This window comes from Clostridioides sp. ES-S-0054-01 (assembly GCA_021561035.1).
Lineage (GTDB): Bacteria > Bacillota > Clostridia > Peptostreptococcales > Peptostreptococcaceae > Clostridioides.
This window is the reverse complement of sequence record CP067346.1, coordinates 1,573,622-1,596,262: the sequence shown is the minus strand read 5'-3', so window position 1 is coordinate 1,596,262 and position 22,641 is coordinate 1,573,622. Positions and strand designations below refer to the sequence as shown.

The following is a 22,641-nucleotide window of genomic DNA, read 5'->3' as shown; positions in this document are numbered from 1 at the left end:
AGAAAAATTCTAGACTTTTTAACTTAAATGTCAATATTTTTGCATTAATTAAATTACATTTATAATATTAAGCACTATATTTTATTTTAATATATTACTTTAACATTTCATTTCTTATCTTTCTAAAATACAGTCTTGAATTTACTTCATAACCAATAACGATAGACCAACTGCTAAAATACATCCATGTCATAAGTACAATTATTTCAGCTATACTTCCATAGATTACTTCATAGTTAGCATAGTAATTTGTATAATAAGAATATAAAAATGATACTAAAAACCAAGCGAATGTAGCAAAAATAGCGCCTGGCGCAGATTCTTTAATAGTTAATCTTTTATTTGGAGTATATTTATATAAAAGTGTAAATATTACTATTATTGTTATTATACCTACAGTGTATCTTAGAATATCCCATATTTTTATGAATATCTCATCCAATCCTATAAGGTTAAAAATAAAATAACCTATTTTTTCTCCATAAACTAGAAATATCATAGATAAAAAAATAAGTACCAAAAGCATTATTGTAAATAAAAATGATATATATAGAATCTTAAAAAAAGACCTAGTTTCTTTAACTTTATAAGCTCTATTCATTCCTTTAATAAGAGCTTTTACTGCTCTTGAAAATGTCCACATAGTAAGTATAAAACTAACAGCTAAAAATTTTAGATTTCTATTGTCTATTGCAGAAACTATGATTGAAGATAATACAGCAAAAGCTCCTTCTGGCATCATATTTCTAAACAAAGCTATATATTTATTTAAATGAAGAATTGGTATATATGCTATAGAACTTATTGTAAATATCAAAAAAGGAAATATGGACAACATTAAGAAGAAAGATACTTCTGCTGACTTTGAACTTAATTCACTGTAATTGGATTTTGCAATTATATATTCAATCAATTTTTTATCTATACCAAACATAAATATCCTCTTTTCTCTCAAATTAATTTCATTATACAATACTAATTATACTCAGATTCATACCATAATATAATTATTTAAGTAAAAATAACACAAATAAAAGCTGAAAATAACAATTCTACTAACATTTCCATATTCTACTCAATGAAAGTAAATTATAATTTTCAGCTAAACAAATTATTATTATAAAATAATAATATTTTATTTTAATTTTTCAACCATGGTATCTATATACTCTTTTAAACCTTGAATCTTTTTATCTGCTTCAATATCACTAACTCCTTTTACAGCTATGTAAAATTTAAGTTTTGGTTCTGTTCCAGATGGTCTTATAGCTACCCAAGATTCATCTTCCAAAAAGTATTTTAAAACATCGGATTTAGGAAGATTATCTATACCATTTTTATAATCCTTTTTATCAACTACTTTAATACTGTTTATATAATCAATTTGATTCTCTCTAAAGTAAGATATTATTTCTTTTATCTTTTCTACACCTTCTATACCTTTTAAAGTCAAAGATATAGTCTGTTCTTTAAAAAATCCATATTTTTTATAAAGCTCTATTAAGCCTTCATATAAACTCATACCTTTTGAATAGTAAAATGCCGCCATTTCAGATATCAATAATGAAGAAACTACACCATCTTTATCTCTTGCATGAGTACCAACTAAATAACCATAACTTTCTTCATATCCAAATACATAACTTCTGTTTTTATCTTGTTCAAATAATTTTATTTTTTCACCAATAAATTTAAAACCTGTAAGAACATTTAACACATCAACATTATTTGCTTTAGCTATATCTGCTCCAAATTCTGATGTAACTATGGTTTTTATCATTGTAGAATTTTCTTTTAATTTATTATTTTCCTTTAATCCTTCTATTATATAATGTGTCAACATACCACCAATTTGATTTCCTGTAAGTAGAGCATACTCTCCTGTAGTAGTTTTTACTGCTACACCTACTCTATCACAATCTGGGTCAGTTGCTATTACGAGGTCTGCTCCTTTTTCTTTTGCAAGTAATATACCTCTATTTAAAGCTTTTTTCTCTTCTGGATTTGGATAATCAAGCCCTGCGAAATTTGGGTCTGGATTTTCTTCTTCTGGAACTACAATTATATTTTCAAAACCCACTTCTTTTAATGCTCTTCTTATTGGAATATTCCCTGTTCCACAAAGAGGTGTATAAACTATCTTAAAGCTTTTACCTACATTTTTAACTAAATCTTTTCTTATAATTTGACTTTTTACTGCTTCTATAAATTTAGTATCTTGTGATTCGTCCAACAAAACTACTAAATTTTTATTATCTTCACTCAGGGTTGGTATTATACTATAGTCATGTATACTATTTACTTTGTCTGTTATTGCATTTGCAATCTCTGGCATAACTTGTGCTCCATCTTCCCAATATACCTTATATCCATTATATTCTGGAGGATTATGACTTGCTGTTATGACTATACCAGCTATTGCATTTAAGTTTCTAACAGCAAAAGATAATTCTGGAGTAGTTCTCAAGCTATCAAATATATATGCTTTTATACCACATGCTGCCAAAGTGTTTGCAGACTCTATACAGAACTCCCTAGATTTGTGTCTATTATCATGAGCTATTACTACTCCTCTGTTTTTTTCTTCTTTTGTAGTATTTTCTAATATATAGTTTGCCAATCCAAAAGTGGCTCTTCTAACTGTATACTTATTTATTCTATTCGTTCCTGCTTCAATTATTCCTCTAAGACCAGCAGTCCCAAACTCTAAATCCTTATAGAATCTATCCTCTATCTCTTTTTCATTATTTTTTATTTTCTCCAATTCTAGTTTTGTATCTTCATCAAAATATGAACCCTTTATCCACTCTTCATAAGTTTTAGTATAATCCATAAAAGCCCTCCCTATCTTATGTATTTATTACAACTGACATATAAACAACCATTTTGATACAACTATAAATCTTCTGTATACTTATTAATTGAATTAATAAAAATATCTGCCATTATTCTATGACCTTCCTTGGTTGGATGCAATCCATCAAAATACAATTTTTTATATCCTTCTAGTTCCATATTTTTATTATATTCTGAATAAAAATCTACGAAATTAGTATTAAATGTCACACAAAATTTTTTTATCCAATAACTATATGATTCTAATTTTTGAGATACTATATTAAAATCAGTAAAACAACTCCAATCTTCTCTAACATTTGGAATATCTGGTTTTAATGGTATACCTACAATAGGTATAATATTTTTTGAATATGATTGATGTACCATAGCCATTATATTAGAATTAATAACTTCATTTCCTGCACCAGCAATAAAATCATTGGTACCACCCATTATAAAAACTATATCAGGAGAGTTTTTTACAACATCTTCATTAAATCTAACTAACATACCACTTGTTGTATCACCATTTATACCCTTATTTACTATTTCTAATCGAGTCTCTTTATTTACAATGTTTGTCCATGAATTACTTCGCGATACTCCAAATCCATATGTTAAACTGTCTCCTAAACAGACTATTTTCATCTTATCCCCCCTTAGATATATTTTTATGTTTTAAGAATAATCTAACAGTTTAGTTAATTCATATTTTATACTTTTTTATCTTTCAAGTAAAGTTATTCTATTCACTAATTTAATGTAAATATATATCTATACTTTTCCTTCCCCAATTTGAGGCTTTTCCTTCACTATTCATAAAAATATCTATTCTATTACCTTTAATTGCACCTCCACAATCTTCTGCCACAAAAGTCATACCCAACTTAGGTATATATACTTTTGTTCCATATGGTATTACACGTGGGTCAACTGCAATAACACCCCATCTTGGAGTTGTACCAGTAGATGTTATTGTATCTCCTGCATATGCAGTTGCAACCACTTTCATATGTTTACCTCCTCTTATATTTGCTCCTCTTGATGCAATTAGTACTTTTTCTTTAGTTCCATATTTTATAATTTTTGCAGTTGGCTCTTTAGATATTACTTCTTTTGATAAGACTTTTTTGACTAACTTTCCATCATGGTAAGTTAAATTATAGACTAGTTTTTTTTCTCCCTCTTTGCCTTCTTGATAAACTTTAGATTTTCCCTTTAACAAATTACTATCATTTACATGTTTTGTATCAAATGGAATTTTTTCAAACTCTTCTTTTTTACTTTTAATTACCTTAACAACTTTTATTTTCATATCATCTTTTAATTCTGTATCTAAACTCGGATTAATTTTATCTTCAGAATTATACTTCACACCCTGTTCATCCAAAAGTTCCTCAACTGTTTTTTTAAATGAAGAGACTTTTTGCTCTTTCCCTTTAACTATTAAACTTATATCTTCTTTATTTAATATAGAATATATACTTACCAAACTCATTAAAATTGATACACTTAATAAAGACAATATTATTATCCTCTTTTCTCTTTTCTCCATAATAATCTCCTTCCATGTTCAAATTTTAAATTAATATTATTCATTACAATTTTAACCTTATATTATATATGTATATTATATCTTTCCAAATTTATGTAACTTTTTTGTAACTTCTAAAAGTATTAAGATTATTTTTATACTTAGAAAATTTAACAAATATGCTGTTTTTAAATTATCAAAGCTTAATATAATAATTTTAAGTTATATGTAAACAATTATATCTCAGTCAATGAGATATAGACATAAATAAAATGGGAAAATGATTACGAACACATTCATCCACCATACCAGGAGAAATTTAATGGTCATAACCTAATTGTAATGTCTTATCCAGAAAGGTTATCTAAAATGGAATACAATAAATTTAATAAGTATTTAAGAAATAATGTAATGAGCTTCTAAATATAATTCCTATTTATTGAAATGTGTAAAATTTCATAACAATTACATAAAAGGGCTGTCTCAAAATAGAGATAAACATCTTTTTCATTGTTGAAATGATAAAAATATAACAAATCTTATTCTACTTTCATCAATTGAGGTTTCTAGTTTTGTATAATGAAAGAGATGATTCAAATTTTTATTTTAAAACACCTCCTTTTTAATTTAATTAATCTTTAAGTTATATATTAAATTTCTACTTATTCTTTATCTTTTAATAATTTTTCCATCTCTAAAATCTTTTCAATTATAGCCTTAAAAATTGCTTCTTCTCTAAGCTCATTATAGCTATCATCATTAAACATAATTAACAAGTTCGTATATATATTAAAAGTATATAAATTTTTGGACTCTACCTTATCAAAAAATCTCATTTGACTCACGTCCAAACTTTCATGTATAGGATATTTTTCTAATATTTCTTTTAGACTACATAAGGTCTTTTTTGCTTCTTCTTTCATGTTAAAAAATAAAAAAATTAAAGATAATTCCATATAATCCATATATATACTAAAAAATGCACCCTTATCTTCACTGAGCATTTTTTTTATTTCTAAAGAAAGATTTGCATACCCTAGCAACTTATTTTTTATATATTCCATTTCTTTCTCTATTGCTTTTTTATTAGAATCTCTATTCTCCAATTTTTTCTTTAATTCCTTATACTGATTTTTGTATACATTGATTATTCCTTTACAATCCATGCTTACATTGAATATATTGCTAAACAATTTATTTTGAAGTAATACTTCTGCTTCTTCCAGTCTATTTTGCTTTAAATATATCATAGCTAAATTGACACTTGTATCTCCTATTGGCTTATATATCATATTTAAGTACAACTCTGCCTTTTCATAATCATTCAACATACAATATGCATTTGATAATATAATGAGAGCTGTCTCTTTTATTTGAATATCATCTGTATTTCTTACTATATCTTCAAGAATATTTGTTGTTTCTTTTACTCTGTTATTAAGTTCACTCTTACCAAATTTATATGAATACATCTGATATAACGAGCATATCCTTAACTTTAATAAATAGCTTTTAGGATATTTCTCTATATACATATTAGAAAGTTTTTTCACAGATTCTAAGTCTTTCCTACATTCTTCTTTTGGTTCTTCTGTTGATAAATCAATTTCAATTCTAGCAAAAACTGTTTCTAATTCTTTATAAATTTTCGTTACTTCTTCTTCACTTAAATCAATCTTGTAGTTTAAAAGTTTATCAATAGATACATTGAAAAAGTCTGCTAATAATGGTAATAATTCTATATCTGGGTAAGAATTTCCACTCTCCCACTTAGATACTGCTGGTGTTGACACGCCTATAAACTTTGCCAATTGTTCTTGAGTTAAACTTCGTTCTTTTCTAAGATTTTGTATAACTTTACCTATTTTAATTTGCATATATATACCTCCATAGTACATTTGTTGTAATTTAAGTATAAAAAAAAAATATTTACTAGTAAATCGAGGGAAAGTTAACAAAATGTATGTAATTTAACCATTAGTTATATTTTAACCTAAAACCTTATTTCATTGACTTGAAATATAAAATCTATTAATTAAGTTTAAGTACAACCTAATTAATAGATTCACATTAAATAACCTTTTAAATATTTATATTATCTCTTTACTGTCACTTACTATATTTAGACTTTCAAAGAAACTTGAAATAAAATAAATTCCATATACAATGATAACAATACCTAATGTTAACAACATATTTATAATAACACCTGTCTTTGCAATAAATGGCATTATAACAAAGAATCATTTTGAAGCACTTTCTTTTCTATTTTATTATTTAGCCAACAAATTATGTCCTCAAAAACTTCTTCCTTATTTATTTCATTCAATAATTCATGTCTTCCACCTTTGTAAAGTTTGCAAGCCACATCTTTTACTCCTAACTTTATGTATCTATCCCTTAGTCTTAAGACACCTTTTCCATTTTTTCCTATAGGGTCTTTATCTCCAGATATTATGTAAATAGGTATATCAAGAGGCACCTTTTTTAAGTTTTCTTTATCCTCAATTTCTTTTAATCCTTGAACTAAATCATAAAAAAAGCCACAACTACACACTACTCCACAAAATGGGTCATTTATATATTTCTCAACTTGTTCTTTATCTCTACTTAACCAATCAAACTTAGTCTTTTTATTTCTTTTTATTATTTCTCCACCAAATATCAAGTCATTTATTTTATTACTTCTAGAATGTCTTCCATACTTTTTAATCTCACGATTAATTATCATGTGAGCAAAATTTAAGATGATTCCTTGCTTTCCATTTGAACCACATAGTATAAGACCAGATAAATTATTACTGTAATCCATTATGTATCTTTGACTTGCAAATGAACCCATGCTATGCCCAAATAGATAAATTGGTAAATCTTCGTTTTCCTTTTTTATAATATTTGTTAAAGCATACATATCCTCTACAAGACATCTAAAACCTTCTTTCTCAGCTAAATGCCCAACATTTTCTACTGTCTTTGCAGTCTTACCATGACCTCTATGGTCGTTTATATATACTATATAGCCATTTTTAGTAAGCTCCTTAGCAAAAGTCTCATACCTTTGTGCAGTTTCAGCCATTCCATGTGCAATTTGGACAACTGCCTTTGGATTTTTTATATTTTCATCCTCCCATTTATATGTATATATATCTAAACCTTCCTCTCCTTTGAAAGTGAAGTTTGTACACTTCATAATTATCCCTCCAGATTGATTTTATTTAGTATATTAATTTATATATTATATTACAAGTATTTTCAAGTCAAAATCTTTCTATAGAAATTTAAGATTTATTAATCATTCATAGAAATTATTACATAGATTAGGCGTTTTTAGGAATTCTTTTTCTGTCTTTTTACAAAAATGGAGATGATTCAAATTTTTATTTTGATACACCTCCTTTTCCACTATTCTGGTTATTCTACTTCCAAAATCATATCTTTTAGTTTTTGTAAATCATTAATTGGTTGACTACAACTATTATTTTGACACACATAATAACTAGTCTTATCATTCTTTAATTTATAGTTATTTAAAAAATCTATCTTAGTATCTTCTTCATTGTATTTCTTTACTAAAAAAGTTGTATTCGGTATAAAGTTTTCACTTATCAATTCTTTAAATGCAATTAAATCAGAATCTTCTTTCAAAATACATATAATTTCCTTAGTAGAATAAAGTTCAAACATAAATGAAAGCATATAAAAACTGTACCCTGTTGGAGAACTCTTTACATTATCTACATACAGTTTTAATTGTTTATATGATATTTCTTCAAGTTTATTATCGCCAGTAATTTTTGCAAGCCTTATAAGATTGTATAGTTGAACAGAATTTCCTGATGGAATAGCTCCATCATACAAATCTTTTGGTCTTGCTATTAAACTTTCACTATCTTTACCATATATATAAAATCCATTTTTTTCATAATCCCAAAAAAGGTTGATACAGCTTTCATTCAAATTTAACGCCTTTTCTAAATATTTCATATTAAATGTTGACTCATAAAGCTCTATATACGCCCATATTAAAAAAGCATAATCATCCAAATAAGCTAAATAATCAGAACTTCCATCTCTATATCGAGCTAACAATCTACCTGACTCATTTACAAGATTATTATTTATAAAATCAAGACACTTATTTGAATACTCTAAATACGTATCACTTTTTAAAGTGCTATATGCCTTTGCCAAGGCAACTACCATCAATGCATTCCATGATGTAAGTATCTTGTCATCTTTATGCAAAGATGTTCTTTCTTTTCTATATTCAAATACCTTTTTACTAAGATTAGCTATCTTTTCATTAGGTCTCTCATATTCTTTATTTTTTATAAGATTAGGAATACTTTTACCTTCAAAATTTCCACTACTAGTTATATCAAAATAATTATTAAAGAAAGTTCCATCTTCTTCACCCAAAACTTCAACTATTTCAAGAGGATTAAATGTATAAAATTTTCCCTCTTCACCTTCACTATCGGCATCCTGAGCTGAATAAAATCCACCCTCTTTATCCTTCATCTCTCTAATTACATAATCTATGGTTTTTATAGCAATTTCTTTATACAGCTCTTTCTTTGTTATTTTATACGCATCTAAATAAGCTATAGTAAGCATAGCATTGTCATATAACATTTTTTCAAAATGAGGAGCCAGCCATTTTTTATCAGTGGAGTATCTTGAAAAACCAAATCCAATATGATCAAACAAACCTCCTCTATACATTCCATCCAAAGTTTTTTCTACCATTTTTAATACATCTTTATCTTTTTCTATACTATAGTATTTCATTAAAAACATAAGATTTTGAGGGCTTGGAAATTTTGGTGCATTACCAAAACCGCCATACTTTTCATCATAAATAGCCTTAAATACCCTAACTGATGAACTTAACATCTCCTTTGATAAATTACCCTCTGTATTTTTCAATTCAAAATCATCCTTAAGAGCTTCTATTATTTCATCTCCAGATTTTATTAATATATCTCTACTTGTATCCCATTTTTTAGATACATTCTCTAATAAATCTATAACTCCAGGTCTATTATATCTTGAATATTTTGGGAAATATGTTCCTGCAAAAAAAGGTTTTTTATCTGGTGTCATTATTATAGTCATTGGCCATCCGCCACTACCTGTCATAGCTTGGCAAACTGTCATATATACACTATCTATATCTGGTCTTTCTTCTTTATCTACTTTTATTGCTATAAAATTTCTATTCATTATTTCAGCAACTTCTTCATCTTCAAAAGATTCTTTTTCCATAACATGACACCAATGACATGTTGAATATCCTACACTTAAAAATATTGGTTTATCTTCTTCTTTTGCTTTTTTAAAAGCTTCATCATTCCAACTATACCAGTTTATAGGATTATATGCATGCTGTAAAAGATATGGAGATTTTTCATTTATTAGATTATTTGGTTTTCTACTACTTTTCAAAATACCACCTCATTTGTTATTTTATTATATGTTTTACAATAAACAAATAGATATACACTTATAATAAGTGTATACCCATCTTTAACTATATATATTTAAGTTTTTATCTAATTAATTCTTCTAGATAAATAATTTTTTTAATATCTACTAAAACAAAACAACATAAAAAATATCAAATTATTTTTTCAAAGGTTTTTCAAAAGAAGGAGGATTAACATCTATCTTAGTATCATGATTTGGTCCTGGAGTTGATAAATCAAAATACAATTTAGAATCTTCTGTAACTCCAAAATCCCTATTTGAACCTGTATCTTTAACTTTATTTAAAGCATCTCTAAATAAAGCATTATGTGCTTCTTCTCTATTAAGTAAGAAATCTATTGTTTCTTTTACATATTTATCATCTATTTGTCTATACAAATACTCATAAACTACCTTAGCTCTTTGTTCAGAAGCTATATTTGAAAGTAAGTCAGCCACTAAATCCCCTGTAACTGTAACATAATTAGCAGTCCATGGAGCTCCTGATGAATTTATTAAGACTGGTGATAGACCAGTTAATACATGTGTTTCTATTTCACCTGTAGCAACTGCATTATAATCAACATCATGTCCATTTAATAAATTTATAGTCTGTGCTACCATTTCCATATGGCTAAGCTCTTCTGCTGCTATATCAAGAAATAAATCTTTTATTTGAGGGTCTTTTATTCTAAAACTTTGGGACAAGTATTGCATTGCTGCTTTTAACTCTCCATTTGCACCACCCAACTGTTCTTGCATTAAAACAGCATATTGAGGATTTGGTCTTTCTACTTTTACTTCTTTTAATAGTGCTTTATCGTGTTTAAACATATAAATACCTCCGTAAATTATTATTCAAAATTATTATTTACTTAAGTTGTAATATTATTCTAAATTGTATAATTAAAATTTAATAAATTCTTAATTATATATTCATTACTTTATTTACAAAGGTAAAAAACGCCAATCTATACCTAAACAGAAACTGAACATCAATAAAATTTAATAAGAATTTTATCAATATTCAGTATAAATTTTAGTTACATATCAAATTTTCAAGTGTATCATTAGGTGCTACAATAGGATAAACATCATAATCCTTATCTATATCACATTGTAAAAATACAGGTTTATTAAAATCTATTATGTCTAGAACTTTTTCTAATTCTTTCATATCAGATATCTTATATCCATCAATATTATATGCATTTACGAGTTTAATATAATCTACATTTTCATTAACGTCAGTTTGAGAGTATCTTTGATTGGAAAACAATTTCTGCCATTGTCTTACCATTCCTAATGTTCTATTATTAAGTAGTAAAATAAGTATAGGTACATTATAATTTGCAACTGTAGCTAGTTCATTACAGTTCATTCTAAAACTTCCGTCACCAGTGACTAAAACTACATTTTTATCTACATTACCAACTTTAGTTCCAATAGCTGCACCTAAACCAAAGCCCATAGTTCCTAACCCTGCTGATGTTATAAAACTTTTATTCCCTTTAAAACTCCAGTACTTAGCAGTCCACATTTGATGTTGACCAACATCAGTTACCACTACAGTAGAGTTACTTAATTTTTCATATTTCTCATTTATTTTTTTAAGTATATTTTGTGGATGAAATTCTCCCTTTTGTACCCCTTCACTCTTTCTAAATGTCTTTATCTCTTCTTTCCAATTACTATTATTCTTACTTTCAACCCTTTCAATTAGTAAACTAAGGACTAACTTCACATCTCCAACTAAAGATATATTAGATTTTATATTTTTACTTATTTCAGATGGGTCTATATCTATGTGTATTATTTTTGCATTTTTAGCAAATTCAGAACTTTTACTTATTACTCTATCACTAAATCTTGCACCTATTGCTATCACTAAATCTGAATTAGAAAGGGCTAAATTACTTTCTCTGCTTCCATGCATTCCAACCATTCCAAGAGATAATTCATTTTTCCTATCTATATTGCCAAGACCCATAAGTGTGTTTAGTACAGGTGTATCTATTTTAGTTGCAAATTTTTCAAGAATCTCCTCACTATCTGAAGACTTAACTCCTCCACCAGCATATATTACAGGTCTTTTAGATTCTTTTATGATATCTATTGCTTTATTTAAAAGCTTAACATTAGTTTCGTCATCTAGACCAAAATCACTCTTATAATTCATATAATCATCTATTTGACATAAATCATAATCCTCATCACTAAAATCCATTTCTGCTAAAAATAAATCCTTTGGAACATCTACAAGTACAGGTCCTTTTCTACCTGAATTTGCAACTTTAAAAGCTTCTTTTATTGTAGGAACTAATTCTTTAGTGTTTCTAACTAAATAATTATGTTTTGTCATAGATAATGTTGCTCCAGTTATATCAATTTCTTGAAAAGAATCTTTACCTAATAAACTTGTTGGAACTTGACCTGAGATTACAACCATAGGTGAAGAATCCATAAAGGCTGTTGCTATTCCGGTTATAGCATTTGTTGCTCCTGGACCAGATGTTGTAAAACAAACCCCCACTGTATTAGTACTTCTTGCATACCCATCTGCAGAATGAACCAGACCTTGTTCATGGGATGTCCTTATATGCCTAAAATCATCTGAATAATCGTATAGAGCATCGTAAAGAGGTATAACTGCTCCACCAGGATATCCAAATATCGTGTCAACTCCCTCTTTCTTTAAACATTCTAAAATTACCTTTGCTCCGTTCATACGCACTACTATACACCACTCTTTCCCTCAAACTAATCCATTTAATACATTTATTTTAAGAATGACATCATACTTCTTAGATTTCTACCAACTTCAGCAATTTCTGTAGTATATTCTGCTTCCCTAGTTTTTAGGAAGTTTTGACGTCCTTCTTCATTCTCTTTAATCCATGCTTTTGCAAATTTTCCATTTTGTATATCCTCTAAAACATTTTGCATACCTTGTTTTGCTGCATCAGTTATTACTCTTTTACCAGATACATAATCTCCATATTCTGCTGTATCACTTATGCTATATCTCATTCTTTCAAATCCACCTTCATATATAAGGTCGACTATTAGTTTCATTTCATGTAGACATTCAAAGTATGCTACTTCTTTTTGATAACCTGCTTCTACAAGTGTTTTATATCCCAACTTTATAAGTTCACTTATTCCACCACAAAGTACTGATTGTTCTCCAAATAAATCTGTTTCTGTTTCTTCTTTAAAAGTAGTTTCTAAAACACCTGCTCTTGTTGCTCCTATCCCTTTTGCATATGCTAAAACTGTCTCTGTAGCTTTTTTAGTGTAGTCTTGATATACTGCAAATAATGCAGGAACTCCACTTCCTTTTGTAAATACATTTCTAACTAGGTGACCAGGTCCTTTAGGAGCCACCATTACAACATCAACAAATTCTGGTGGTTGTACTTGATTATAATGTATATTGAATCCATGTGCAAATGCTAAGGTCTGACCTTCTTTTAAATTATCCCTTACACTTTCTTCATAAACTTTCTTTTGCTTTTCATCAGGCATTAACAGCATTGTCAAATCACTTTCTTTTGTAGCTTCTGCTACATTCTTAACTTCAAATCCATCTTCTTTTGCTTTTTGTGCTGATTTACTTCCATCATAAAGCCCTATCACTACATCTACACCATTATCTCTAAGATTTTGTGCATGTGCATGTCCTTGGCTTCCATAACCTAAAACTGCAACCTTTTTACTTTTTAAAACCTCTAAATCCACATCATTTTCATAATACATTTTTGCCATTTTTATTTCCTCCCAATACTTTTTCTCATTTTATGATATTTATTTTTATTAGAAATTCATACTCATTATCATTGATTTGATACTATTTAACAGATTTAATTTCTCAATTTATATAATTTAAAAATTATATTTTAGAATTTTCAGTTTTTATTAACTATGATAAACTAATTCATTAACTATAATAAACTAATAAATTCAATGATACTTGTATTTTAAATCTAAGATTTTTCTTATTTAATATTTATCTTTAGCTTTTTATTTTAAAATAGGTGTATTTATCTTTAGTTTTATAAAGCATATTTAATTAATGTCTCATCTTCTCAACAGTTATCTCTCTTACATCATGTAGTTTTTTCATATGGTTTAAGACAGAATCTAAGGATGTCTTTTCTTCATTTACTATTAATTTTATACCTGAGTTATTCATATTATCTACAGTCATACTTATTGATTGTATATCAACTTCTCTTCTTCTTAGAGTCATAGCCACTCTTAAAAAAGAATCTATTCCTTGGTTTAATTTAGCATATACAGTATTTTCCATAAAAATGCCTCCTTATTTTTATTATTTTTTATTAATTTTATATGGATTAAATTTCTTTATATCGCTTAAAATAAAAAAACTTTCATCTTTATAAGCAATATAAATATTACTTATAAGGACGAAAGTTATATTCCGCGGTACCACCTTATTTGTAGATATAAAAAATACATCTACCCCTCTTTTTTCAGGTCGGGTAATTAATTACCTTAACCTTAGCCATGTAACGTTGGCAGACGTTTGTACTTACTAAAAATATTCAGTACAAAAGCTCCAGAGTGATTACTATACTACTGTTAACACCAATTCTCAGCAACATTGGTTCTCTGTGGATAACACTATTAGTACTGTTGTCTCTGTCATTGCTTTTGCTTTTTTAATTTTATATTTCAATTCTGTTTTGTTGTTAATATAGATTATATTCCCTATTATTTACAATGTCAACGACTTTTTTTAAAATTTTCAGATTATTTATTTTTTTCGCAATAATATTTCTTTTATATTCTAAGTATATATTTTGGAATAATCGTTTTCAGATTGTTATTTTATATCCATTTATTTTTAGCCAATTTTCTTTATCTTTATAATCTGGCATAATAGATTTTACCAAATCATAGAATTTTTTAGAGTGATTCATATGTGCTAAATGGCTAAACTCATGTATTATTACATACTCAATTACATCTAGTCTTGCCATAGATATTTTTGAGTTTATATAAATATTTTTTTGAGATGTGCAACTTCCCCATCTCTTTTTTTGTTCTTTTACCTTAACGCTTGCTGGAATCAATTGATTCATTATTTCACAATTTGATTTAAGAAAATCTATTCTCTCTAAAACTATTCTTTCACTTTCCATTTTATACCAAGACTTTAAAGATTTTTTAATAAACTCTGTACTTACATCATTTGTTTGAATAATTATCTGAGATTCATCAATATTTATTCTACAGTTACTTTTTTTGACAGAATCCTCTAATAATTTTTTTATAACTAGATGGTACTCTTTACCTAAATAAAGAAATTTTTCGCCAGTTATAAACATTCTTTGTCTGTATACTTCTTCTCTATCTTCATATTTTTCTAATTTTTTAAGTATCCAGTCTCCTTTTTCAATTATTATATCTTTTATTATTTTTTTAGATATTTTAGGAGGACTTATTATAATTACTTTGCCAAATGAGTCTATTTTTATAGAAATATTTTTTCTATTTTTATAGACTAAAATTGCTTTTATTTCTTTACCTCTAAAAGTAACATTTAAAATATCAACATCTTTACTTCTTGTATTCATTAGTTTATTTTTCCTTATTAGCTCTACAATTTATAAGTTCAGCAGCTATACATACAGCTATTTCAGCTGGTGTTTGAGCATCCAATTTTATGCCTATTGGTGCATGTACTTTTGATAATTCTTCCTTTTTAAAACCTTTTTTCATAAGCTTTTCATATGTCAATCCAATTTTTGTTCTACTTCCAATCATACCTATATAACCAGAATTTCTTTTAAGAGCCCATTCTAAAGCACTTGAATCATATAAATGCCCTCTTGTTAAAATAATTATATAGCTATTTTCATCAGTTGGAAAATCTGGTATATTTTCAAAAGAATCTAAAACTATTACTTCTGAATCTGGAAACCTTTCATAATTAGCAAATTCTTCTCTATCATCTATTACTACTGTTCTAAATTCCAAAAGAGATAGTATTACAGCAACATCTCTTGAAATATGACCTCCCCCAAATATGTACGCTTTACTTGTATTCTCTTTTAGACTTCTGTTGAATTTTTCTATATTACTTTTTAATTTACTATCTATAAAATCTATTTGTATTTCTCCAGTACCTCCACATATCATTCCAAGTTTTGCTATATCAGATTTGTTTAAAGTAAATTTATACAACATTGATTCTCTATTTTTTATAACATTAATTGCATGTTTTATACATGCTGCTTCTACACTACCTCCACCTACTGAACCAAATATAGTAGCATCATTTTTTACAATCATCATTGCTCCAGTTTCACGTGGTGTTGAACCTGAGTGAGAAGTTATTGTAGCAAATGCAAAATCCTCATTATTTTCTATTAATTTTATTGCTTGTTCATATATATTCATATAATTCTCCTTACCAGTCTATCTAAAAATCTTCTATATATCTATTTTAGGTTTTCTATTACTTTATTTGGTATTACAAATTCTACTGCTCCCATATAACCAGACGCTACTTCATATTCATCAAAGCTAATTACAAGGTTTCCATTTTTATTAAAATAAAAATCTTGATACTTATCTATAGATTCAAAATCTTTCACTGGTGAATCTTTATCTTGGTCTATAAAATAAGATTTTGTATTATCTTTCTTAAATTCGATTTCTCATCTTCTCTTTTATATTATCACTTATAGCTCTAATATATCTACTATCTTTAAAAAATATTGGCAAATTTAATAGTATTTCTCTATTTTTATTAATAATGTAATGCTTTTTAGTTACAGATGAAGAAGCTTCTATCTCTTCTTTTTCCATTTCTATTGATAAAAAGTCCTTAGAATTATTTTTGACATTATAGCTTACATTTAGGTATCTATGACCTTTATTATTTTCTTTTTTCATTTTATTTTGAAATTAACTGTAAAGTTTTTCCCATCTTGTAAAAATTCATTATTTAATCTATTCTCTAAATCTTTATCTTTTAAACCTTTTATTTTAGGAATGCTAACCTTCACTTCATAATTACCTTGTTTAAAGTTGAGATTCTTAGCATTTACCATCCTTATTGTATTATTGTTTAAATGCTCCTTAGAGAAATTACCTGCAAATATAGGGTTTATATTTACCAATGATACCAATAAATATATTGAAACTATAGTACTTTTAAATATAGATTTTTTAAGTTTTTTATATGTATTCATATTGACCTACTTAATATATTTATATAAACTCCTATTCAATTTACAAATCTTTTATTACTTTATATGGTATTACAAACTCAACTGCACCCATATAACCAGGTGCTACTTCATATTCATCAAAACAAATTACAAGGTCTTCATTTTTATTAAAATAAAAATCTTGATATTTACTGATTGTTTTAAAATCTTCAACAGGTAAATCTTTTTTTTGGTCTATAAAATAGGATTTTGTATTATCCTTTTTCATTTGTTCTCTCATTTGTTCTTTTATATTATCACTGATAACTTTTATATACTTATCGTTCTTAAAAAGCATTGGCAAAGTCAAAACTATTTGTCTTTTTTTATCAATATTATAATGTACCTTACTCACATATGACGAAGCTTCTATCTCATTTTTTGTCATCTCTATTGATAGCAAATTTTTAGAATTATTTTTCACACTATAACTCAAACTTAAAGACTTATATCCTTTATTCTTTGATGATTGTATCTTATCCATTCTCTCTTGAAATTCATGATAAAGCCTTTTTCCATCTTCCATAAAACTACTGTTTAATCTTTTTTCTAAGTTTTTATCTTTTAAACCTTGTATTTTAGGAATATCAATCTCGGCTTCATAATTTTCACTTTTTAAACTATAATTTTTTATAGTTATTACTTCTACTATTGCCCCAACTATAGGTATCTTAGAAAAGTTATCTGCAAACACAGAGCTTATATTTACTAATACTGTAAATACACATACAAAAGCTATTGCAACTTTAAATCTTAATCTATTTACCTTTTTATTTTTCTCTCGATATATATTTTCTATTTTTTCATGATTTATTATAGTATCTAGTTTATTTGGTATTGGAATTTTATGATACTCCTCTTTTAACCTATTTAACCTTTCTTTGCTTGTCATTCTTTTTATCCCTACTCTTCAATTTTTAATTTTAGTTTTTTTAAAGCAGTATATAACCTAGTTTTAACAGTATTCACATTTTCATCCAATATTATTGCTACTTCTTCAATCTTTAAATCTTCAAAAAATCTTAATATTATAATAGATTTGTATTCAATAGGTAATTCTTCCAAAGCTCTTCTTAAATCCAAATCAGTATATTTATCATATTCTCCAGTCTCATCTACAAGGTCAATATCTGTCATATTACTATATTTACGGTTTTTTCTAATAAAATCTATACTCGTTCTAACTAAAATTTTATAAAACCATGTCTTCATATAATTTACTTCTTTGATATTCTCCACTGAACATAGTGCCTTATACATGGCTTCTTGAACCACATCTAAGGCATCTTCTTCATTCTTTGTATAACTATATGCAATTCTATAAAAAGAGTCCTTATTATCGATAATGTATTTCTCAACTTTCGTTCTCTTTAAACTCTTAAACATTCCTGTAAAATCTCCCTCCGATTACAGGCTAGGATTGAACTTTTAGAAATTCTATCTGTCTATTTTAGCATCTTCATTCAATTTTTTTATATGCTCAATATACTTTTCATTTAAAATAGATTCTCTTATTAAGCTCTGACACTCATTAAAACTTTTTTGTCTTTCTCTTTTATCAGTAACTTTGACTATATGATATCCATAACTAGTTTCAAATACATTTGAAACTTCATTTTTCTTTAATTTGAACACTTCTTTTGTAAACTCAGCATTTTTGTCATCCTTTGAAAAATATCCTAGCTGTCCTCCATTTTTTCCAGTTGCTTTATCATCTGAATATTTTTTAGACAAATTTTCAAAACTTTCTCCATTTTTGATTTTAGTTAATATACTATCTGCCTCTTTCTTTAAAGCTTCTTTTTTATCCTTACTTACTTCTTTTTTATTTTTGTCTAAAGTCGATATAAGTATCTGAGAAGCACTTACTTCTTCTACATTAAAATCCTTCTTATGACTTGTATAATAAGCTTCCATATCAGTATCACTTATATTTATTCTATCTTCAAAGACCTTTTTATTTTTATCTATGGCTAAATCTTTAGATATTTCTTGTTTTAAATATTCTTTATCAATACCTGCTTTGTCCATTTTTTCTTTATAACTAGCATTCAAATTCATTTTTTCTTCTAGTTCTTGATATTTTGAGTCTACTTCACTTTTACTTGGAGTTAATCCTTTATCCCTAGCCTCTTGATATAAAAGTTCATTATCCACCATAAACGATATTATAACATTTTCTAATTTATTTCTACCTTTTTTATCCAAAGTTTTTTCTAATTCATCTAAAGACTGACCATTTATATAATTATTAGTAGCAGATAAAACTGCTTTCGTTTTTTTATACTGTTCTTTTGTGATTTCCACATCATTTACTTTTGCTAAACTTTTATTGCAACCAACCATCATCAAAGATAGTATTCCGACCATTCCTATATAAAGTTTTTTATTCAATATACCTGCACCTCACTCATTTTTATTCTCAATTTTTAAAATTTCAATAAATATTCTTATATTTTAACTACTCTAAATTACGTAACCAATAATTTTTTGGTATTTGATTTTGGTCTACTGCTGCAAATTCATAACCTTCATCTGATAAGAATTTTAAAACTGAATCTAACGCCTCTGTACTTTGTTTTTTCTCATGCATTAAAACTACTAATTGGTCTTTATCTTCACCTTTTTTATTCTTAATATTACTTTTTACATTTTGTACAATTTGAGCAGAGTTTGACTTCCAGTCTTCTGTATCTAAATCCCAATCCCAAATCTTATATCCAGCATCAATTAAAGCTTGATAAGAAGCCTGTGGTGTATATGGCTTACTTCCATAGGGTATTCTTATTACTTTTGAATGTTTACCAGTTATCTTATAAAAAGTTTGGTCATTTGTATCAAATTCCTCTTTTGCTGATGTACTAGTAACATAAAGCTTATGAATATCGTGTGATACACTATGAAATCCTGCTGTATTCCCATTTTTAATTATATTTTTAACTTGCTGTGGATATTCCTTCATATTTCCATCTATCATAAAAAAAGTTGCTTTAACATTATATTTATTTAAAGTTTTTATCATCTGGTCAGTAAATTTAGACGGACCATCATCTATAGTTATGTATGCTACTTTTCCAGAACTTTTACTTGGCCCTTTGCTAACTTCCGTTGCTGTATTAGACACTATATCCGTAATAGTAGAACTTGACAACTTTATATTTCTACTAATTTCATCTTCTTTCATATTTAAAGAGCTAACGCGTATACCAAGCACTATAAAAGCCAGACACACTACAATAGCACTTAAAAGCAAATACAGTTTCTTTCTATTTATTTTTTTCTTTTTATTTCTCATAGTTCGACCTCCAATATTACTATATTTTTACATTTATATTGTTGTAGTATTTTATACCAAAAATTTACACTACATATATATAGACGTTGAACTTCGACAAAAAGTTTTACTTAATTTTTAAAATTTGTTATTTTGATGATTATTATGCTGTATAATTTCTGTATAATTGTATAGAATGTTGAAAATTGAGTATTATATAGTGTTTTTTACAATTAATTCTAGTTAAAATGTCATTTATAAGTTTTAAAATTTATGATTTTTTTATAGATTAGAAATATTAAATAAAAAATAAATACTAAAACCATGCTATATCACATTTTTAATACATATATTATATATTTATATCAGCTAATTTTTGTTATCAAATAAAAATTCCTAATCTTATTCACAAACCACTACATTAATCAGGTAATGTTTTCTATTTAATACAATATCCTATTATCTATAATGGAAAGATTTAATTTTCATAAAATTATGTATACTATTTGCTATATAAACATCACTTAGTTTGGTAAAAAAATACTTAAAAATAAAGTATTTTAAAGCAAATAATTTTTTAGATGTTTAATTTTGTATTCCAAAAATTAAACATCTAAAAAAGTGTCTCAAAATGAACTTTTTAGTTAATGAGACACTCTTTTTTGTATGAAATCAAATATATTTTTATCATTTTAACAATGAAAAAAGGCTTATCTGTACTGAGACCCAAAAGTTGGACTTTATACAGGAATGGAATTTTCATTCCTGTTTTTTTACTTTATGTAACTTTAGATTCATATTCAAGTCTATATTTAACAGGGCTACGCCAATTTAATTTTTCTTTAATTCTTTTGTTATTATAATAGTAAATATATTCTGTTATAGCTGTCTTTAATTCGTTGAAACTTTTATATGTTTTTCTATAATACATTTCTTGCTTCATTATTCCAAAGAAATTTTCCATAGGAGAATTATCAAGGCATGTACCCTTACGAGACATACTTTGAAATATTTTATTTTTCTTAAGTGTTTTGCCATACTTATTCATTTGATATGCCCAACCTTGGTCTGAGTGAAAAGTTCTTCTATAAGGACAATCTTTTGTAATATTGATGGTTTCATTTAAAGCATCACTTATTGATTTAAAATTAGGTCTATCTGAGATACTAAATGATAAAACTTCTCCATTAAACATATCTAAAAATGGATCGAGATATGCTTTTTTTATAATTAAATTTCCATTTTTATCAGTAGTATATATTTTAAATTCTGATGTATCAGTTGTTATTTTCTGATGTGGAATTGATGTTTTAAATCTTCTATTTATTTTATTATTTTTTACCTTACCAATTGTACCTTTATAGGAATTATATTTACGTAATTTACGAGAAAATGCTATGCATTTAAGTTCTAATTTTCTCATAATACGTCTAACTTTCTTTTGATTAATAAGGATACCACTATTTTTTAATGTAGCTGTAATTCGGCGATAGCCATATCTGCCATTGTGTTCTTTAAAAATAGACATGATTTTTTCTTCAATATCTTTATCTGGATTTTCAATATCAAATCTCTTCTGGCAATACATATATGTTGATTTAGGAAATTTAGTAGCTTCAAGAAGAATGGAGAGTTTAAAGTCCTTACGAAGATCATAAATTACTTTTGCTTCGTATTGTTTTTTAACCTTTCGGGAACATTCATCCCTGAAGCACGCAACTTTTTTAGAAATGCAAGCTCCGCTTTTAAAAGTTTATTTTCATATTCTAATTCTTGTTCTCTTGTTAATTTATTTTTTTCTTTAGTGTTTTTGTTTTTATTCATTGATGGTCTTCCTTTCGTTTTAGACAAGGCATCGACACCACCATGTAAAAGTTTTTGTTTCCATATTGCTATAAGTGTACTATTGTTCATTCCAAAATGGTTAGCGACTTCTTGTGCACTAGATTTAGTTGTTATCATATAGTTTATAACATCTAGCTTGAACTGTATAGTATAAAAAGTATTTTTATTTTTTCTTTTTAGTCCATCCTCTCCTAATGTATTATACGTATTAACCCATCTTTCAACTTGAGAATGGCTAGCAACTCCATATTGTTTTGCTATTGAAGCATATCCTCCTTCTCTATTTAAATAGGACTTAACTACTTTTAATTTGAAATTAAAATCGTATTTAGCCATATAGAAACACCCCAATCATTAGATTTTTAGTCCAACAATTGGGGTGCAGTACAATCTCTATTTTGAGATAGCCACTTTTATTTTTTAAATAATTATAAAGC

The 22,641-nt window shown here is 26.8% G+C and carries 18 protein-coding genes, 2 pseudogenes and 1 other annotated feature; all 20 genes and pseudogenes read right to left on the bottom strand.

The window, feature by feature from the left end; translation table 11 throughout:
- Positions 1–94: 94 nt before the first annotated feature.
- Positions 95–934, bottom strand: coding sequence for a YihY/virulence factor BrkB family protein (locus JJC02_07680; GenBank protein UDN56036.1), 840 nt, complete (start codon positions 932–934; stop codon positions 95–97).
- A gap of 201 nt (positions 935–1,135) precedes the next feature.
- Complete coding sequence (locus JJC02_07675; GenBank protein ID UDN56035.1) at positions 1,136–2,833, bottom strand: phospho-sugar mutase; 1,698 nt, start codon at positions 2,831–2,833, stop codon at positions 1,136–1,138.
- A gap of 62 nt (positions 2,834–2,895) precedes the next feature.
- Positions 2,896–3,486 carry an SGNH/GDSL hydrolase family protein gene (locus JJC02_07670; GenBank protein UDN56034.1) on the bottom strand — a complete coding sequence of 197 codons (591 nt, stop codon included), beginning with the start codon at positions 3,484–3,486 and terminating at the stop codon, positions 2,896–2,898.
- Positions 3,487–3,595: 109 nt separating this feature from the next.
- Entirely contained in the window at positions 3,596–4,393 is a 798-nt protein-coding gene (locus JJC02_07665; GenBank protein UDN56033.1) for a G5 domain-containing protein, read from the bottom strand.
- A gap of 641 nt (positions 4,394–5,034) precedes the next feature.
- The gene (locus tag JJC02_07660) at positions 5,035–6,249 is read right to left on the bottom strand and encodes a helix-turn-helix transcriptional regulator (GenBank protein ID UDN56032.1); all 1,215 of its coding nucleotides are present in this window, start codon (positions 6,247–6,249) and stop codon (positions 5,035–5,037) included.
- 213 nt (positions 6,250–6,462) lie between these two features.
- Complete coding sequence (locus JJC02_07655; GenBank protein UDN56031.1) at positions 6,463–6,603, bottom strand: hypothetical protein; 141 nt, start codon at positions 6,601–6,603, stop codon at positions 6,463–6,465.
- Positions 6,603–7,562: an alpha/beta hydrolase gene (locus JJC02_07650; protein ID UDN56030.1), complete on the bottom strand. Its 960-nt coding sequence runs from the start codon at positions 7,560–7,562 to the stop codon at positions 6,603–6,605. The genes JJC02_07655 and JJC02_07650 overlap by 1 nt, the downstream gene beginning before the upstream one ends.
- Positions 7,563–7,783: 221 nt before the next feature.
- The gene (locus JJC02_07645; protein UDN56029.1) at positions 7,784–9,820 is read right to left on the bottom strand and encodes a thioredoxin domain-containing protein; all 2,037 of its coding nucleotides are present in this window, start codon (positions 9,818–9,820) and stop codon (positions 7,784–7,786) included.
- A gap of 177 nt (positions 9,821–9,997) precedes the next feature.
- Positions 9,998–10,675 (bottom strand): manganese catalase family protein, encoded by a 678-nt coding sequence (locus JJC02_07640; protein ID UDN56028.1) that lies wholly within the window; start codon positions 10,673–10,675, stop codon positions 9,998–10,000.
- Between the two features lie 205 nt (positions 10,676–10,880).
- The gene (gene ilvB, locus JJC02_07635; GenBank protein ID UDN56027.1) at positions 10,881–12,569 is read right to left on the bottom strand and encodes a biosynthetic-type acetolactate synthase large subunit; all 1,689 of its coding nucleotides are present in this window, start codon (positions 12,567–12,569) and stop codon (positions 10,881–10,883) included.
- A 50-nt stretch (positions 12,570–12,619) separates the two neighbouring features.
- Positions 12,620–13,609, bottom strand: coding sequence for a ketol-acid reductoisomerase (gene ilvC, locus JJC02_07630; protein UDN56026.1), 990 nt, complete (start codon positions 13,607–13,609; stop codon positions 12,620–12,622).
- 304 nt (positions 13,610–13,913) lie between these two features.
- A complete protein-coding gene (locus JJC02_07625) occupies positions 13,914–14,153 on the bottom strand; it encodes an ACT domain-containing protein (GenBank protein UDN56025.1) in 240 nt (79 codons plus the stop codon).
- 111 nt (positions 14,154–14,264) lie between these two features.
- Positions 14,265–14,522: a binding site (T-box leader), on the bottom strand.
- A 160-nt stretch (positions 14,523–14,682) separates the two neighbouring features.
- Entirely contained in the window at positions 14,683–15,444 is a 762-nt protein-coding gene (locus JJC02_07620; protein UDN56024.1) for a M48 family metallopeptidase, read from the bottom strand.
- Between the two features lie 4 nt (positions 15,445–15,448).
- Positions 15,449–16,270: an XdhC family protein gene (locus tag JJC02_07615; GenBank protein ID UDN56023.1), complete on the bottom strand. Its 822-nt coding sequence runs from the start codon at positions 16,268–16,270 to the stop codon at positions 15,449–15,451.
- A 41-nt stretch (positions 16,271–16,311) separates the two neighbouring features.
- Positions 16,312–17,067, bottom strand: a pseudogene (locus tag JJC02_07610) (DUF3298 domain-containing protein).
- Positions 17,068–17,107: 40 nt separating this feature from the next.
- A complete protein-coding gene (locus JJC02_07605; protein UDN56022.1) occupies positions 17,108–17,977 on the bottom strand; it encodes a DUF3298 domain-containing protein in 870 nt (289 codons plus the stop codon).
- A gap of 11 nt (positions 17,978–17,988) precedes the next feature.
- Positions 17,989–18,471 carry a sigma-70 family RNA polymerase sigma factor gene (locus JJC02_07600; protein UDN56021.1) on the bottom strand — a complete coding sequence of 161 codons (483 nt, stop codon included), beginning with the start codon at positions 18,469–18,471 and terminating at the stop codon, positions 17,989–17,991.
- Between the two features lie 51 nt (positions 18,472–18,522).
- Positions 18,523–19,455, bottom strand: coding sequence for a peptidylprolyl isomerase (locus JJC02_07595; protein UDN56400.1), 933 nt, complete (start codon positions 19,453–19,455; stop codon positions 18,523–18,525).
- Positions 19,456–19,546: 91 nt separating this feature from the next.
- On the bottom strand, positions 19,547–20,380 hold the full coding sequence (locus JJC02_07590; GenBank protein ID UDN56020.1) for a polysaccharide deacetylase: 834 nt from the start codon (positions 20,378–20,380) through the stop codon (positions 19,547–19,549).
- A 757-nt stretch (positions 20,381–21,137) separates the two neighbouring features.
- Positions 21,138–22,540 (bottom strand): annotated as a pseudogene (locus JJC02_07585) (IS3 family transposase).
- Positions 22,541–22,641: the final 101 nt, after the last annotated feature.